Raw genomic sequence first — 14,584 nt, forward strand, 5'->3', positions numbered from 1 at the left:
GCGCCTTCTATACTCAAGCGCACTTCACAGATTGCCGGACACCCCTTTGAAGCAGGCCCAAGCCCCCGATGTTTCACCTCGCCCCTCGGCCTGCCCGGGGTTGTGGCGCATCGTCAGTGCCCGTGATGGCGGAATTTGCCGGGTCAAGCTGCCCGGGGGCCTGCTGCTGGCCGATCAGGCCGATGCCGTGGCCGAGGCCGCCGAGCGCTTCGCCGGTGGCGTGATCGAGGCGACCAACCGCGCCAACCTGCAAATCCGTGGTATCGGCAGCGACCACAGTGGCCTGGTCGCCAGGCTGCTGGCTGCCGGCCTGGGCCCGCGCGATGCCGCCGGTGACGATGTGCGCAACCTGATGCTCAGCCCGCTGGCCGGGCATGATCCGGCCATGTTGCTGGATGCCCGGCCATTGGCGGGGCAGATCCTCGCCATGCTGGAAAGCACACCGCGTTTTCACCAATTGTCGGCCAAGTTCGCCGTGCAGCTGGACGCCGGCGAAGGCCTGGCCATGCTCGAACACCCCCATGACTTATGGCTTTCGGCCCTGCACCTTGAGCAGCGCACGTGGCTGGCGTTTGGCCTGGCGGGCTGCCCGGCCGATGGCCAGGTGCTCGGTGCCGTGCCGCTGGAGCAGGGCCTGGCCCTGGTGCGTGCGGTGCTGGCGCGTTTCCTTGACCTGGCGTCTGCGGACCAATCGCGTATGCGCCAATTGCTGGAAGGCTGTTCGGCCGCGTTTTTCGTCGAAGGGCTCGGCCTGGACATTCGTCGCGATGCTGCCGTGCTGCGATGGCGCCGTGCACGAAACCAGCCCGTATGGCTGGGGGTATTGCCACAAAACCACGGCCGTGCGCTGGGCGTCGCCCCGCCCCAGGGCCGGTTGACGCCGGAGATGCTGCGCGGTGCCGCGCACATCGCCCGCCACCGGGGTGACGGCAGCCTGCGCCTGAGCCCCTGGCAAAGCCTGGTGCTGACCAATCTCGACCCGGCCCACATCGAGCAGGCCCAGGCGCAGTTGGCCGCCTTGGGCCTGCTTTGCCACCGCGATGAGCCGCTGGCGCGCATCACCGCGTGCACCGGCAGCAGTGGGTGCGCCAAGGCCCACGGCGAGACCAAGGCCGATGCCGTTGTCCTGGCCGCGCTGCTCGGCCCAGGCGTTCCCGGCAGCGTCCACCTGTCCGGTTGCCCCCGATCCTGCGCCGTGGCCCATGTTGCCCCGGCCACTTTGCTGGCCCGTTCACCGGGCCGTTACGACTTGTATGTGCGCGATGCACGCCTGCCGGGCTTCGGTGCCCTGCGCGCCATCGACCTCACCTTGAACGAAGCAGGCGCCATGCTCGACCTGCCGACGGAGCACCTTGATGATTGACTACATCCGCGATGGTCAGGAGATCTATCGCAATTCCTTCCGGATCATCCGCGAGGAAGCCCGACTCGAGCGGATACCCGCAGACCTCGAAAAGCTCGCCGTGCGCGTGATCCATGCCTGCGGCATGGTCGAGGCCATCGACGGCCTGCAGTTCTCCGAAGGGGCTGGCCGCGCCGGGCGCGAGGCCCTGGCCAACGGCGCGCCGATCCTGTGCGATGCGCACATGGTCGCTGAAGGCATCACCCGCGCGCGCCTGCCGGCGAACAACCCGGTGATCTGCACCCTGCGTGACCCGAGTGTACCTGGCCTGGCCAAAGACGCCGGCAATACCCGTTCTGCCGTGGCCCTGGAGCTGTGGCGCCCACACCTGGAAGGCAGCGTGGTGGTGATCGGCAATGCCCCGACCGCACTGTTCTACCTGCTGGAAATGCTCGACGCCGGTGCGCCCAAGCCTGCGCTGATTCTCGGCTTCCCGGTCGGCTTCGTGGGTGCGGCCGAATCCAAGGCCATGCTGGCCGCCGACAGCCGCGGCGTGCCGTTCGTGATCATGCAAGGCCGCCTGGGCGGCAGCGCGATGGCCGCTGCCGCGGTCAACGCCCTGGCCACGGAGGTGGAATGATGACCCCACGTGGACGTCTGCTCGGCCTGGGCGTAGGCCCCGGCGACCCTGAACTGATCACCGTCAAGGCCCTGCGCCTGCTGCGCGAGGCGCCGGTTGTCGGCTACTTCGTGGCCAAGGGCAAGCGCGGCAACGCGTTCGGCATCATCGAGGCGCACCTGCAGGCCGAGCAGACACTGCTGCCGCTGGTCTACCCGGTCACCACCGAAGCGCTGCCGGCGCCGCTGTCCTATGAACAGGTGATCAGCGATTTCTACGATGAAGCCAGTGTGCAGGTTGCCGAGCACCTGGATGCCGGCCGCGACGTGGCGGTGATCTGCGAGGGCGACCCGTTCTTCTACGGCTCCTACATGTACCTGCATGACCGCCTGGCGCAGCGCTATGAGGCCGAAGTGATCCCTGGCGTCTGCTCGATGCTGGGGGGGGCGTCGGTGCTGGGCGCGCCGCTGGTCTACCGCAACCAGAGTCTTTCGGTACTGTCGGGCGTGCTGCCGGCCGAGGAACTGAAGCGGCGCCTGGCCGATGCCGATGCTGCCGTGATCATGAAGCTTGGCCGCAACTTCCCCAAGGTGCGTGAGGTGCTGGCCGAGCTGGGCCTGGACGGGCGTGCGCTGTATGTCGAACGGGCAACCATGGCCAACCAGAAGATCGTGCCGCTGGCGGAGGTCGACCCGCTGTCGTCGCCGTACTTCTCGCTGATCATCGTACCGGGTGAAAAATGGCAGGGATGAACATGCACAAGGCACCGGCAATCGTCGTGCTTGGCCCTGGCAGCCTGGCCACGGCGCAGCGCATTCAGCAGTGTTATCCACAGGCCTCGATCCATGGCCTGAGTGGCCGGGTCGAGGGCGCCGATCAGCTTTACGCATCGTTCGGCGATACCTTGCGCACGCTCTATCAGCAAGACACCCCGATCATCGCCCTGTGCGCGGCGGGTATCGTCATCCGCAGCCTGGCCAGCCTGCTCAGTGAAAAAGGCGTCGAGCCGCCGGTGCTGGCAGTGGCCGAGGATGGCAGTGCGGTGGTGCCGCTGCTCGGTGGCCTGGGTGGGGTGAATGTGATGGCGCGTGAGATCGGCGAGGCACTGGGCGTGGCTGCGGCCATCACCACCAGTGGCGAGCTGCGCTTTGGCACCTGCCTGCTGAACCCGCCACAGGGCTATGCCCTGGCGGACATCGAGCAAGGCAAGCGCTTTGTCTCTGACCTGCTGGCCGGCGAGGCGGTGCGCGTCGAAGGCGATGCACCTTGGCTTGAGCAGGCGCAGCTGACCGCGAGCGAGAGCGCCCGGCGCACCATTCATGTCGGCCATCAGGCACGCCCGAGCAGCCGTGATGAGCTGTTGATCCACCCGCGTTCGGTCGTGGTGGGCGTCGATACCGCTGACCTGCAAGGCATCCGCGCCGCGCTGCAGGCGGCGGGTATCGCCGAGCAATCGCTGGCCTGCCTGTTGGCTGGCGAGCACGCCATGGCCGATGCCGCCCTGCACGAGGCTGCACAGGCCCTTGGCGTGGCGCTGCGTTTTGCAGCCAAGCCTGGCGACCTGCGTGACATGCTGGCCCAGGCGCTACCCGGCGCCGAGTTGATCGAGCAGGCGGGTACCGTCATCGCCGTGGCCCCGGCGCCGGTGGATGCCGCGCAGGTCGGCCGCCGCCGTGGTCGGCTGGCGGTGATCGGCCTTGGCCCAGGCGCTGCCGAGCTGATGGTGCCGGCGGTCAAGGCCGAGCTGGCCCGCGCCGAGGACATCCTCGGCTACGAAACCTACGTGCGCATGGCCGGGCCGTTCCGCGCCGATCAGGTGCAGCATTGCACCGACAACCGCGAAGAGATGCAGCGCGCTCGGCATGCCTTCGAACTGGCCGCCCAAGGGCGTTCGGTGGTGGTGGTGTCGTCGGGTGACCCGGGCGTGTTCGCCATGGCCGCAGCGGTGCTCGAAGCGTTGCACGAATCCAGTGACCCGGCCTGGCATCGGGTCGATCTCGAGATCCTGCCGGGGGTTTCGGCCTCGCTGGCCACTGCCGCTCAGGCGGGGGCACCGCTGGGGCACGACTTCTGCGTGATGTCGCTGTCGGACAACCTCAAGCCGTGGTCGATCATTGAAAAACGTCTGGACCTGGCCGCCCAGGCGGACCTGGTAATGGCCTTTTACAACCCGATTTCCAAGGCCCGGCCTAAGCAATTGGGGTTGGCACTGGACATCGTCCGCCGACACCGCGAAGGGCAAACGCCTGTAGTCCTTGGTCGCGATATCGGTAGGCCTGGGCAGACGCTCAAGGTCGTCTCCTTGGCCGAGCTGATGCCAGAAATGGTCGACATGCGCACCATGGTGCTGGTGGGGTCGTCGACAACCTGCCGGTTCCAGTGGGCTGAAGGCAAAGAGTGGGTGTACACCCCGCGCTGGTATCCGGTTGTAGCGTAAGGCCCTCATCCCCAGCGGGGAAGGTCTTCACGGCAGTTTTGCACGCAAGTCGTCGGTAGATTCGAGCGCTGAAGCCTCAGGCTTCAGCTCTTTCATTCACCAACGGAGTATTCGCCATGACAACTGCCGACGACAACCAGCGCGTCGATGTGCTGCCGGGCAACAACGTGTTCGTCTTCCCTGACAACATGAGCTCGGAAAACATCAACGCCGCCAAGGAATGCCACGTATTCGCCAACCAAGCTGCCACTGCCGAGCATCACCCGGTTAGTGAGACCGAGCAGTGGTTCGGAATGTATATAGAAGTGATGCAGCAGTGCGGCTGGCTGCCGATCAGCTATGAGCTGATCAGGGTCACGGAAAGCGACATCAAACTCGACCTGAGCAACCTTTTAGGCAAGGGCCTGAAAGCCGCTGCCGGCTTTGCAGCAGGAGCCGTCGGGGCTGGGGCCGCCGCCCTGGACATGGGCAAGGCGGTAGTCAATACCTTGGCAGACAGCGAAGCCGCAGTAGAGCTGGTCAGCCATGGGGCAAGTGAAACAGACCGCACAGGCCTGTCGGTGGCGCAGTGCCACCAGTCTGGCAATGGCGAAGTGGTGATGTTGCTCAGTGCCGTGAAGACCGATGCCACTCCCAAGGGGGGCGGCAACTACTTGCTGTTCCAATGGAGCAGCACAGGTAGCACCAACTCCACCGCCTCTGCCGCGCTGACATTCCATCGCTCGTTGTACGAGGCCAACAAGGACATCCTGGTCGAGCGTGTGCATGCCAATGCCCGCAGCACGTTGCTCTCCCTGAAGCTCAAGGCCTAAGCCGGTACGCGCCGAGCCTGAGCTCGGTGCGCACTCACTAGGAGCACATGATGCAGGATGAATTTTCACTGTGGCTCAACGGCAATAGCCTGGTGCTGGCGAGTAATGCATTGGGCCGTCGGCAGATCAATGACCTCCTCGATCTGCAGTTGCTGGCCTATCTGGGCAGCGTTGGCGAGATGCCCGATATAAAAGAAATCACTGAATGGCGGAGCCTCTACCAGGCCATCCAGGCTTCGATGGGGTGTGCCTTCACATCGCTGTACAGCCACCCGTTACCGAGTTCCACTGAGGCGTCGCTGGAACCCTTGCAGGCGTTGAAAACGGGGCTCACAAAGCATGTGCCAGGGCCTTCGCAGGCTTCGCTCAGCCGCGCACTTGCCGGTCTCGATGCCTTGGACCGGCAACGGCTGCAGCCCCTGTGTCAAGCGTGCATTACCGGCTGTCAGTTCAATGCCGAGCTGCGCCTGCTGCTGCCCGGGCCGTTGATCATCGGCAGTGAGTTGTGGTTCGGCAGCAGCGAGCCACTGTCATGCCAAGCGCCTGGTTGGCGGGTAGATCACGCAGCGTTGAGCAAGGTCAGCGCGCACACGACGACTTACCTGGTGGACGAAAGCCTGTTCGATAGCGTTCGCGACCTTGTCGATGAGACGTTGTCCGGCAAGCGCGAGCAGTATCGATTGGCGGTGAACTTACCGGGAGGGCAAGGCCATGAATGAAATCACCAGCAAGGAACTGGCAGCCAACAGTAACCTGGGCGGAAATGCGTCGTTCCTGGCTAATGTGGCCGCTCAGGATCGGGAGGACATCAAGTTGGCCAACTTGATGGTGCAACAGCAAGTACTCCAGGCCCAGCGCTCGGGTGAAGCGATGCACTGGTTCGACAATTATCAACTCAAGCTGCAAGCGTTGGCCCGGCCTGCGACAGAGGAAGGGTTTGACCCTGCTGTCTTTCAGATGATCGCCCAGGCCGGGCAGGCGGGGTCGATCATCACCCAGTGGGCGCTGCAATCGCTGACCGAGCACATGCAGGGGCTGCAGCTGTTTCAGTCGCGCGTCCAGCATGAACGCAAGCGATATGTGCAGCTGTTGCCGTGCGTGACCCAGGCCAATGGCTGCATCGTGCTCATCCTCCATTACCTGGAGGTGGACGTCACACACTCGAGCCGTGGCGTGCTCAGCCTGCGCACCAAGCGTGATGACAATTCACTCTCGGAAAGGGTGGCGGCCATCACATTCGACCCGGCGGTGTTTCGCGACGCGCATCGACAACGCGTGCTCTTGCAGATCTCGGAGCACAACCGCCAGATGTTGCAGCAGGTCAAGCTGGGCCGATGAGGTAACCCTTGATCCCGGTAAAAATGATCTGCGCCGCCAGGGCACAGACGAACAGCCCCATCAGACGGCTGACGATCTGCAGGCCCTGGTCACCGAGCAGCCGCTCGATGCCGTGCGACAGGTACAGCACCAGGCCCACGGTAAAGCTGGCCAGCGCGATACTGACGATGGCCAGCAACTTGTCGTCCCAGTGCGGCTGGCCCACGCCCATCACCAGCAGCGCACCGATGGTGCCGGGGCCGACGGTCAACGGGATGGTCAGCGGCACGATGGTCACATCCTGCTGCACGTTGTCGGCTTGCACGGCGGGTTTGCCCTGGGCCATGCCCAGCGCAGAGATGAACAGCACACTGCCGGCACCGATGCGGAAGGCGTCGGCGGTGATGCCGAAAATACCGAAGATCGCCCGCCCGAACAGGTACAGCAGAATGCTGGCGACCAGTGCGGCGAAGGCCACCTTCCAGGCCAGCTGCTTGCGTTCCTTGCTGGAGTGGCCACGGGTCAGGCTGATGAAACAGGACAGCACGAAGAACGGGCTGTAGAGCACGAGCATCTTCAGGTAGACGCTGAACAACTCATGGAGCATGGGCGTTGATCCTCGGCTGCGGTGCAGGCCTGTTGGCACTTCATCGGCATGGGTTACGGGATAGGCGCAGGGTCCGTCTTGGCTTCCCGGTGATTCGCCCAATACTGGATCAGCTCGCGCAATTGCGACAGCTCCACCGGCTTGGCCATGTGCCCATCCATGCCCGCCAGCTTGGCGCGCTCCTTGTGCTCGGCGAGGATATGCGCAGTCAGCGCCACCACTGGCGTGCGCTGGCGCTGCTGTGCGGCTTCCCACGCGCGCAGTTGCTGGGTCGCCGAGAAGCCGTCCAGCACGGGCATCTCGCAGTCCATCAGCACCAGGTCATAGCGTTGCGCTTTCATCGCTTGCAACGCCTCTTCACCGTTGCAGGCCGTGTCGGGCTCAAGGTTGAGCTTGCCGAGCATGCCACGGATGACCTTGGTGGAAATACTGTTGTCCTCGGCGACCAGCACGCGGAAGTCGCTGGGCAGGTCCAGTGCTTGCGGGGTACCCGGGGGGCTGACGGGCACCGCTTGCTCACGGCCGCGCTGGGCCAGCTCTTCAGCCAGCGTGGTCTTGAGTGTATAGCCCGCCACCGGTTTGGCGAGAATCCGCTTGACCCCGGCGTTGCGCGCGATGACCTTGCTCGGCGCATTGCTGATGCCGGTGAGCATCACCACCAGGATGTCGTGGTTAAGGCTGGGGTCTTCCTTGATCTTGGCCGCCAGCTGCATGCCGGTCATGCCGGGCATGTTCTGGTCCAGCAGCACGGCATCGAAGTAATCGCGCAAGTGGGCCTTGGTGCGCAGCAAGGCCAGCGCCTCCTTGCCTGACGGCACCGCGCTGACATTCATGCCCCAGGCGCTGCACTGCTGCACCAGCACCTTGCGGCAAGTGTCGTTGTCGTCCACCACCAGTACCCGGGCGTCGCGCAGCGGGCCGTCGAGGTCGGCCGGTGGCTGTTCAAGGCGCGAAGGGTCCAGTGGCAGGGTCAGCCACAGAGTGTTGCCCATGCCGCTGCTGCTCTTGATGCCGAATTCGCCCTGCATCAGGCCGATCAACTGCTTGGCGATGACCAGCCCGAGGTGGCCGCCCAGCTTGTTGCTGGAGAGAAAGTGGTGGCTGTGCAGCTCGGCTTGCAGCAGCGCTTCGCGCTCGGCGGCGGGCAACGGTTCGCCGCTGTCCTGCACGGCAATGCGCAAGCGCGGAGCCGCGCCGCGCTGGTCGAGCGCCACCACCAGCAGGATCTCGCCCTGGTCGGTGTTTTTCAGGGCATTTTCCAGCAGGCTCGACAGCGCTTGGCGCAGGCGTGTCGGGTCGCCACTGATCACCCGTGGCACTTGCGGCTGGGTAAAGCTGATCAGCTCGATGTTCTGCTGCTCGGCCTTGGCCCGGAAGATGTTCAGGCAGTCCTCGATCAGGGCGTTGAGGTCGAACTGCACATCGTCCAGCTCGATCTGCCGTGACTCCAGCTTGGAGATGTCGAGGATCTCGTTGATCAGCGTCAGCAGCTCGTTGCCGGCGCTATGGATGGTTTGCACATAGTCGCGCTGCTTGACCGACAACGGCGTGCCGAGCAGCAGCTCGGTCATGCCCAGCACGCCGTTCATGGGCGTGCGGATTTCGTGGCTGATCTTGGCCAGAAACTCGGCCTTGGCGTTGATCTCGGCATCGCTGGCGGCCAAGGCGCGGCTGGCGCTGAAGCGCTCTTCGCTCATGCGCCGCAGGCGTTCGCTGACCGCCAGGTTCAGCAGCAGGCCGCTGACGACGGTCAGGCCCATGAGCACGCACAGCAGCCAGGGCGTCGAGGTGCGGGTCAGGCCCAGCAGCGCAGGCAGCAGTACCAGCCCGCCAAGGTTGTAGACCACCATGGCGAGGCTGAACAGACGGGCTGGCGCATAGCCCTTGTACCAGTGGAAGGTGCTGACCAGCAGCATGCTGACGCTGCCCAGGGCCAGCAGCGCATAGGTCATCAGGTTGAGCGGCAAGGTGTCGACGAACAGCAGCACCAGGCCGCTGACTGCCGCCACCAGCATCTCGCCTTGTAGCAGGCGGTTCAGCCGCGGCGAATTGCACGGCGAGAAGAAATGCAGGGTGAAATACAGCCCCGCCAGGCCCGCGAGCACCAGGGTGAGGTAGGCAGCGGGCGTTTGCGCACTGTGCCAAACATGCCACCAAGGGCCGCTGAGGTTGAGCAGGATCAACCCGCTGAGCAACATCAGCCCATGGTACAGGGCCAGAATCAGGGTAGTGCTGGAGCGGCTATAGAGGAAGCGGATCAGGTTGTGCAGGATCAGCATCACCAGGCCGCCAAAGAGCATGCCGAACAACAGTGGCCGGCTTTGGTCCGAGGCGGCCACGGCGGCGGGCTCCAGACTGATGGCCGGGCGCAGTTGATGTTCGGAGACCAGGCGCAGGTAGATGTCCAGCGGCTGCTTGCTGTTGGGCAGGGGCAGTACATGGTCGCTGCCGCGCAGGGTCGGGCTGGCATTGCCGGCCTGGCGCCCGTGGTGCAGCTGACGGAGTAATTTGTCGCCCTCGAGGGCGTAGAGGTCCAGGCCTGACAGGTCTGGGGCGAAGACCCGCAGCAGTTGCTCCTGATCGCCGGGTTCCAGGCGATAGTGCAGCCACAGGGCTTGTTCTGCGGGGGCCGCGTCCAGGTCGGCGAGCAGCAGGGGGCTGAACTGGTTGCGGTAGCGATCGGAGCGCACGTCGCTCAATTGCAGGTTGGCCTGTTCGTCGAGCAGCACGGACCAGCCTCCGCCTTCTTCGGCCGAAGCCGGGAGCAGGCAGAGCAAGGTCAGCAAGCTGACGATCAGAGCTGTGGCAATCCGAAGCCGACGCACTACGAAATCCCTTCTTAGCCGATGTGCCGGATACTAACTATGCGCGGCGCGCCAAGTCGAAGGCAAGGCCCACACAGAGCCCTGTCGACGAGCCGAAGGCCGTGGGCGCAAGGCGTCACGGCGCTTCGGTAAAGGTTACTGCTGGTGTTCACCGCGCTCGCGGGCGATGGCCCGGTAGCCGATGTCGGTGCGGTAGAAGCTGCCGTCCCATTTGACCTGCTCTGCCAGGCGGTAGGCCTGTTGCTGAGCGGCTTCGACGGTCTCGCCCAGGGCGGTGGCGCAGAGCACACGGCCGCCGGCGGTCACCACCTGGCCATCTTTGAGGGCGGTGCCAGCGTGGAACACCTTGCCTTCGAGCTTGGCAGCCGCGTCCAGGCCGCTGATTGCGTCACCCTTGGCGTAGTCGCCCGGGTAGCCGCCGGCGGCCAGTACCACGCCCAGGCTCGGCCGTGGGTTCCACTGCGCTTCGACCTTGTCCAGGGCCTTGGCGAAAGCGGCCTCGATCAGCAGCACCAGGCTCGATTCCAGGCGCAGCATGACGGGCTGGGTTTCCGGGTCGCCGAAGCGGCAGTTGAACTCGATGACCTTGGGGTTGCCCGCCTTGTCGATCATCAGGCCCGCGTAGAGGAAGCCGGTGTAGACGTTGCCTTCCTCGGCCATGCCGCGCACGGTCGGCCAGATGACCTGGTCCATCACGCGCTGGTGCACGTCTGCGGTAACGACCGGGGCAGGGGAGTAGGCGCCCATGCCGCCGGTGTTCGGGCCGGTGTCGGCGTCACCGACGCGCTTGTGGTCCTGGCTGGTGGCCATTGGCAGCACGTTGTGGCCGTCGACCATGACGATGAAGCTGGCTTCCTCGCCGTCCAGGAACTCTTCGATCACCACACGCGAGCCAGCGTCGCCAAAGGCGTTGCCAGCCAGCATGTCACGCACGGCGTCTTCGGCTTCCTGCAGGGTCATGGCGACGATCACGCCTTTGCCCGCAGCCAGGCCGTCGGCCTTGATCACGATTGGCGCACCCTTTTCCTGCAGGTAGGCCAGGGCTGGCTCGATTTCGGTGAAGTTCTGGTAGTCGGCGGTCGGGATCTTGTGACGCGCCAGGAAATCCTTGGTGAAGGCCTTGGAGCCTTCCAGCTGGGCCGCGCCCTTGGTGGGGCCGAAGCAGTCCAGGCCACGGTTGCGGAACAGGTCGACCACACCGATGACCAGTGGCGCTTCAGGGCCGACGATGGTCAGGTCGACGTTCTTCTCGGCGAAGTCGGCCAGTTGCTCCAGGGCGCACACGTCGATGGCGACGTTCTCGCACTTGGCTTCAATGGCGGTGCCAGCGTTGCCTGGGGCAACGAAGACTTTCTCGACGCGTGGGTCCTGGGCAACTTTCCAGGCCAGGGCGTGCTCACGGCCGCCGCTGCCGATGATCAAAACTTTCATGTCAAAACCTCGAATTCTTTCGGGCGCAAGGCAAAGCCTCACGCTGTACGAGGTCGCACTGAAGCAGATGCCTGCTTCAGTGCGGCCGATTGCCGTAAATCAGTGGCGGAAGTGGCGCATACCGGTGAACACCATGGCAATGCCGGCTTCGTCGGCTGCGGCGATGACTTCGGCATCGCGCATCGAGCCACCAGGCTGGATCACGGCGCTGATACCCACTTTAGCTGCATTGTCGATGCCGTCACGGAACGGGAAGAACGCATCCGATGCCATGACCGCGCCTTGTACCTGCAGGCCAGCATGCTCGGCCTTGATTGCAGCAATGCGGGCGGAGTTGACGCGGCTCATCTGGCCGGCGCCGACGCCGATGGTCTGGCGCTGCTTGGCGTAGACGATGGCGTTGGACTTGACGAACTTGGCGACTTTCCAGGCGAACACCAGGTCATGGACTTCTTGCTCGGTCGGTGCGCGTTTGGTGACGATCTTCAGGTCATCGGCGGTGATCATGCCGATATCGCGGCTCTGTACCAGCAAACCACCGTTGACCCGCTTGAAGTCCCAGCCGGCAGCACGCTCGGCAGGCCACTCGCCGCACTCCAGCAGGCGCACGTTCTGCTTGGCAGCCACCACGTCGCGGGCGGCCTGGGAAATTTTCGGGGCGATGATCACTTCGACGAACTGGCGCTCGACGATGGCCTTGGCGGTTTCGCCGTCCAGCTCGCGGTTGAAGGCGATGATGCCGCCAAAGGCCGACTCGGTGTCGGTGGCGTAGGCCAGGTCGTAGGCCTTGCGGATGCCGCCTTCTTCTTCCGGTACCACAGCCACGCCGCACGGGTTGGCGTGCTTGACGATGACGCAGGCCGGCTTGACGAAGCTCTTCACGCACTCCAGCGCGGCGTCGGTGTCGGCCACGTTGTTGAACGACAGCTCTTTGCCTTGCAGCTGGATGGCGGAGGAGATGCTCGCCTCACCCTTGCGCGCTTCGACATAGAACGCCGCGCTCTGGTGCGGGTTCTCGCCGTAGCGCATTTCCTGGGCCTTGACGAACTGGCTGTTGAAGGTGCGCGGGAATTCGCTGCGGTCGGACGTCGACAGGGTTTCTTTGGCCTGGTCGATGGTGCCCATGTAGTTGGCGATCATGCCGTCGTAGGCGGCAGTGTGCTCGAAGGCCTTGAGCATCAGGTCAAAGCGCTGGGCGTAGGTCAGGCCACCGGCTTTCAGGCCGTCGAGGACGCTGGCGTAGTCGCTGGCGTTGACCACGATGGCGACATCCTTGTGGTTCTTGGCGGCCGAGCGGACCATGGTCGGGCCACCGATGTCGATGTTCTCGATGGCGGTCGGCAGGTCGCAGCCTGGCTTGGAGATGGTCGCTTCGAAGGGGTACAGGTTGACGGCGACCAGGTCGATCGGCTTGATGCCGTGCTCGTTCATGATGGCGTCGTCGACGCCGCGACGGCCCAGAATGCCGCCGTGGATTTTCGGGTGCAGGGTCTTGACCCGGCCATCCATCATTTCGGCGAAGCCGGTGTAGTCGGCCACTTCCACCGCGTTCACGCCGTTATCCTTGAGCAGCTTGTAGGTGCCGCCGGTGGACAGGATCTCGACACCGAGCTGCTGCAGCTCACGGGCGAATTCGAGGATACCGGTCTTGTCGGAGACGCTGATCAGGGCGCGGCGGATCGGCAGGCGGGTAGTCTGGTCGGTCATTTCGGATTCCATAACGCGGTGGAGTCAGCAAAAAAGGCGTCCCTTTGCAGGAGCCGCCTTTTCTGATTGGGATTCTGGCTTACAACAAGTCGTACTGCTTGAGCTTCTTGCGCAGGGTGCCTCGGTTGAGCCCGAGCATCTCGCTGGCCTTGGTCTGGTTGCCCTTCACGTAGTTCATCACGCTTTCAAGCAGGGGCGCCTCGACTTCGGAGAGCACCAGGTTGTACACGTCCGTGACGGTCGCGCCTTCCAGGTGGGCGAAGTAGTTGTGCAGCGCCTTCTCGACGCTGTCGCGAAGGGTCTGGCCCTCTTCGCTCGGCGTGTTGAGGTGCTGTTTCAGGTTGGCGTTGTCGCTCACGGGCGTTGTTCCACTCACAAATGTCTCGGTCATCATCGTCATGCGGCCACCCCTTGTCCGTCCTCTGTCTCAAGGCTCTGTCGACGTTCACTGAAAAACGCGCGAACGTTGGCGCACTGCGCTTGTGTGTCTTCCAAAGCATTGAACCGGGAGCGAAACTCCTTGCCGCCGGGTCGTGTCGCCAGGTACCAGCCAACGTGCTTGCGGGCAATACGTACGCCCATCACATCGCCATAGAAGGCATGCAGCGCGGCCAGGTGCTCCAGCAGGATGCGTTCCACTTCGTCCAGCTGCGGGGCTGGCAAGTGTTCGCCAGTACGCAGGTAATGCTCGATCTCGCGAAAGATCCATGGCCGCCCCTGGGCGGCGCGGCCGATCAACAGCCCATCGACGCCAGTGGCGTCCAGTACCGCCCGGGCCTTTTCTGGCGAAGTGATATCGCCGTTGGCAAATACCGGGATAGACACCGCCTGCTTGATGGCAGCGATGGTGTCGTATTCGGCTTCGCCGGTGTACAGGTCGGCGCGTGTGCGGCCATGCACCGCCAGCGCCTGGATGCCGGCCTGCTCGGCGATCTTCGCCACATTCAGGCCGTTTTTGTTCGCCCGATCCCAGCCAGTGCGGATCTTCAGCGTCACCGGGACGTCCACGGCGCCTACCACGGCGTGGAGAATCTCGCTGACCAAGGCTTCATCTCTCAATAAAGCAGAGCCTGCAGCTTTGTTGCAGACTTTTTTTGCCGGGCAGCCCATGTTGATATCGATGATCTGGGCACCCGCTTGTACGTTGGCCTTTGCCGCCGCCGCCATCATCTGTGCGTCACCACCGGCGATCTGTACCGAGCGTGGCTCGGGATCACCTTCGTGGATGCGGCGCAGGCTCGACTTGCGGCTGTTCCACAGGTTCATGTCGCTGGACACCATCTCCGACACCACCATGCCTGCGCCAAGGCGCTTGCAAAGTGTTCGGAAAGGCTGGTCCGTGACCCCGGCCATGGGGGCGAGGATCAGGTTGTTGCGCAGTGTGTATGGGCCGATGCGTACCGCCGACATAGGTGATCCCTGTTGTGGGGCCGAATCTTGGAGTTCGAAAAAGGGTGGGCATGATACCCGCTCTCGGTGACCGGATA

General features: G+C 64.2%; 13 protein-coding genes. 7 read left to right on the forward strand and 6 right to left on the reverse strand.

Annotated elements, in window-relative coordinates; all coding sequences use genetic code 11:
* The first annotated feature begins 31 nt into the window (after window positions 1-31).
* The 7 genes from cobG to DJ563_RS23850 all read left to right on the forward strand — a co-directional run bounded on the left by cobG (window position 32) and on the right by DJ563_RS23850 (window position 6,548).
* The gene (gene cobG / locus DJ563_RS23820) at window positions 32-1,363 is read left to right on the forward strand and encodes a precorrin-3B synthase (protein WP_434518437.1); all 1,332 of its coding nucleotides are present in this window, start codon (window positions 32-34) and stop codon (window positions 1,361-1,363) included.
* On the forward strand, window positions 1,356-1,982 hold the full coding sequence (locus DJ563_RS23825) for a precorrin-8X methylmutase (RefSeq protein WP_274098077.1): 627 nt from the start codon (window positions 1,356-1,358) through the stop codon (window positions 1,980-1,982). Before cobG ends, DJ563_RS23825 begins: the two co-directional genes overlap by 8 nt.
* Window positions 1,979-2,713 (forward strand): precorrin-2 C(20)-methyltransferase, encoded by a 735-nt coding sequence (locus DJ563_RS23830; RefSeq protein ID WP_274098078.1) that lies wholly within the window; start codon window positions 1,979-1,981, stop codon window positions 2,711-2,713. Before DJ563_RS23825 ends, DJ563_RS23830 begins: the two co-directional genes overlap by 4 nt.
* Window positions 2,701-4,398: a precorrin-3B C(17)-methyltransferase gene (gene cobJ / locus DJ563_RS23835; RefSeq protein ID WP_434518438.1), complete on the forward strand. Its 1,698-nt coding sequence runs from the start codon at window positions 2,701-2,703 to the stop codon at window positions 4,396-4,398. The genes DJ563_RS23830 and cobJ overlap by 13 nt, the downstream gene beginning before the upstream one ends.
* A 116-nt stretch (window positions 4,399-4,514) precedes the next feature.
* Window positions 4,515-5,210 carry a hypothetical protein gene (locus tag DJ563_RS23840; protein WP_274098080.1) on the forward strand — a complete coding sequence of 232 codons (696 nt, stop codon included), beginning with the start codon at window positions 4,515-4,517 and terminating at the stop codon, window positions 5,208-5,210.
* Window positions 5,211-5,260: 50 nt separating this feature from the next.
* Window positions 5,261-5,929 carry a hypothetical protein gene (locus tag DJ563_RS23845; RefSeq protein ID WP_274098081.1) on the forward strand — a complete coding sequence of 223 codons (669 nt, stop codon included), beginning with the start codon at window positions 5,261-5,263 and terminating at the stop codon, window positions 5,927-5,929.
* The gene (locus DJ563_RS23850; protein WP_274098082.1) at window positions 5,922-6,548 is read left to right on the forward strand and encodes a hypothetical protein; all 627 of its coding nucleotides are present in this window, start codon (window positions 5,922-5,924) and stop codon (window positions 6,546-6,548) included. Before DJ563_RS23845 ends, DJ563_RS23850 begins: the two co-directional genes overlap by 8 nt.
* Here DJ563_RS23850 and DJ563_RS23855 read toward each other — a convergent pair.
* The 6 genes from DJ563_RS23855 to dusB form a co-directional block, all read right to left on the reverse strand.
* Complete coding sequence (locus tag DJ563_RS23855) at window positions 6,532-7,134, reverse strand: MarC family protein (protein ID WP_274098083.1); 603 nt, start codon at window positions 7,132-7,134, stop codon at window positions 6,532-6,534. The two genes, DJ563_RS23850 and DJ563_RS23855, sit on opposite strands and share 17 nt — an antisense overlap.
* A 53-nt stretch (window positions 7,135-7,187) precedes the next feature.
* On the reverse strand, window positions 7,188-9,959 hold the full coding sequence (locus DJ563_RS23860) for a hybrid sensor histidine kinase/response regulator (protein ID WP_274098084.1): 2,772 nt from the start codon (window positions 9,957-9,959) through the stop codon (window positions 7,188-7,190).
* A gap of 135 nt (window positions 9,960-10,094) precedes the next feature.
* Entirely contained in the window at window positions 10,095-11,390 is a 1,296-nt protein-coding gene (purD, locus tag DJ563_RS23865) for a phosphoribosylamine--glycine ligase (RefSeq protein WP_274098085.1), read from the reverse strand.
* Window positions 11,391-11,489: 99 nt separating this feature from the next.
* The gene (gene purH / locus DJ563_RS23870; protein ID WP_033701735.1) at window positions 11,490-13,097 is read right to left on the reverse strand and encodes a bifunctional phosphoribosylaminoimidazolecarboxamide formyltransferase/IMP cyclohydrolase; all 1,608 of its coding nucleotides are present in this window, start codon (window positions 13,095-13,097) and stop codon (window positions 11,490-11,492) included.
* Between the two features lie 79 nt (window positions 13,098-13,176).
* Window positions 13,177-13,497: a DNA-binding transcriptional regulator Fis gene (gene fis, locus DJ563_RS23875; protein WP_012274390.1), complete on the reverse strand. Its 321-nt coding sequence runs from the start codon at window positions 13,495-13,497 to the stop codon at window positions 13,177-13,179.
* The gene (gene dusB, locus DJ563_RS23880) at window positions 13,494-14,507 is read right to left on the reverse strand and encodes a tRNA dihydrouridine synthase DusB (RefSeq protein WP_033701734.1); all 1,014 of its coding nucleotides are present in this window, start codon (window positions 14,505-14,507) and stop codon (window positions 13,494-13,496) included. Before dusB ends, fis begins: the two co-directional genes overlap by 4 nt.
* Between the last annotated feature and the right edge of the window lie 77 nt (window positions 14,508-14,584).

Origin of the sequence: Pseudomonas sp. NFX1, assembly GCF_051123555.1 — a bacterium.
GTDB classification, from domain to species: Bacteria; Pseudomonadota; Gammaproteobacteria; order Pseudomonadales; family Pseudomonadaceae; genus Aquipseudomonas; species Aquipseudomonas capeferrum.

Bases quoted from the DNA above. Each gene is read 5' to 3' on its own strand.
- DJ563_RS23825 (WP_274098077.1), top strand. From the start codon at position 1,356: ATGATTGACTACATCCGCGATGGTCAGGAGATCTATCGCAATTCCTTC.
- DJ563_RS23830 (WP_274098078.1), top strand. From the start codon at position 1,979: ATGATGACCCCACGTGGACGTCTGCTCGGCCTGGGCGTAGGCCCCGGC.
- cobJ (WP_434518438.1), top strand. From the start codon at position 2,701: ATGGCAGGGATGAACATGCACAAGGCACCGGCAATCGTCGTGCTTGGC.
- DJ563_RS23840 (WP_274098080.1), top strand. From the start codon at position 4,515: ATGACAACTGCCGACGACAACCAGCGCGTCGATGTGCTGCCGGGCAAC.
- DJ563_RS23845 (WP_274098081.1), top strand. From the start codon at position 5,261: ATGCAGGATGAATTTTCACTGTGGCTCAACGGCAATAGCCTGGTGCTG.
- DJ563_RS23850 (WP_274098082.1), top strand. From the start codon at position 5,922: ATGAATGAAATCACCAGCAAGGAACTGGCAGCCAACAGTAACCTGGGC.
- DJ563_RS23855 (WP_274098083.1), bottom strand. From the start codon at position 7,134: ATGCTCCATGAGTTGTTCAGCGTCTACCTGAAGATGCTCGTGCTCTAC.
- purD (WP_274098085.1), bottom strand. From the start codon at position 11,390: ATGAAAGTTTTGATCATCGGCAGCGGCGGCCGTGAGCACGCCCTGGCC.
- purH (WP_033701735.1), bottom strand. From the start codon at position 13,097: ATGACCGACCAGACTACCCGCCTGCCGATCCGCCGCGCCCTGATCAGC.
- fis (WP_012274390.1), bottom strand. From the start codon at position 13,497: ATGACGATGATGACCGAGACATTTGTGAGTGGAACAACGCCCGTGAGC.
- dusB (WP_033701734.1), bottom strand. From the start codon at position 14,507: ATGTCGGCGGTACGCATCGGCCCATACACACTGCGCAACAACCTGATC.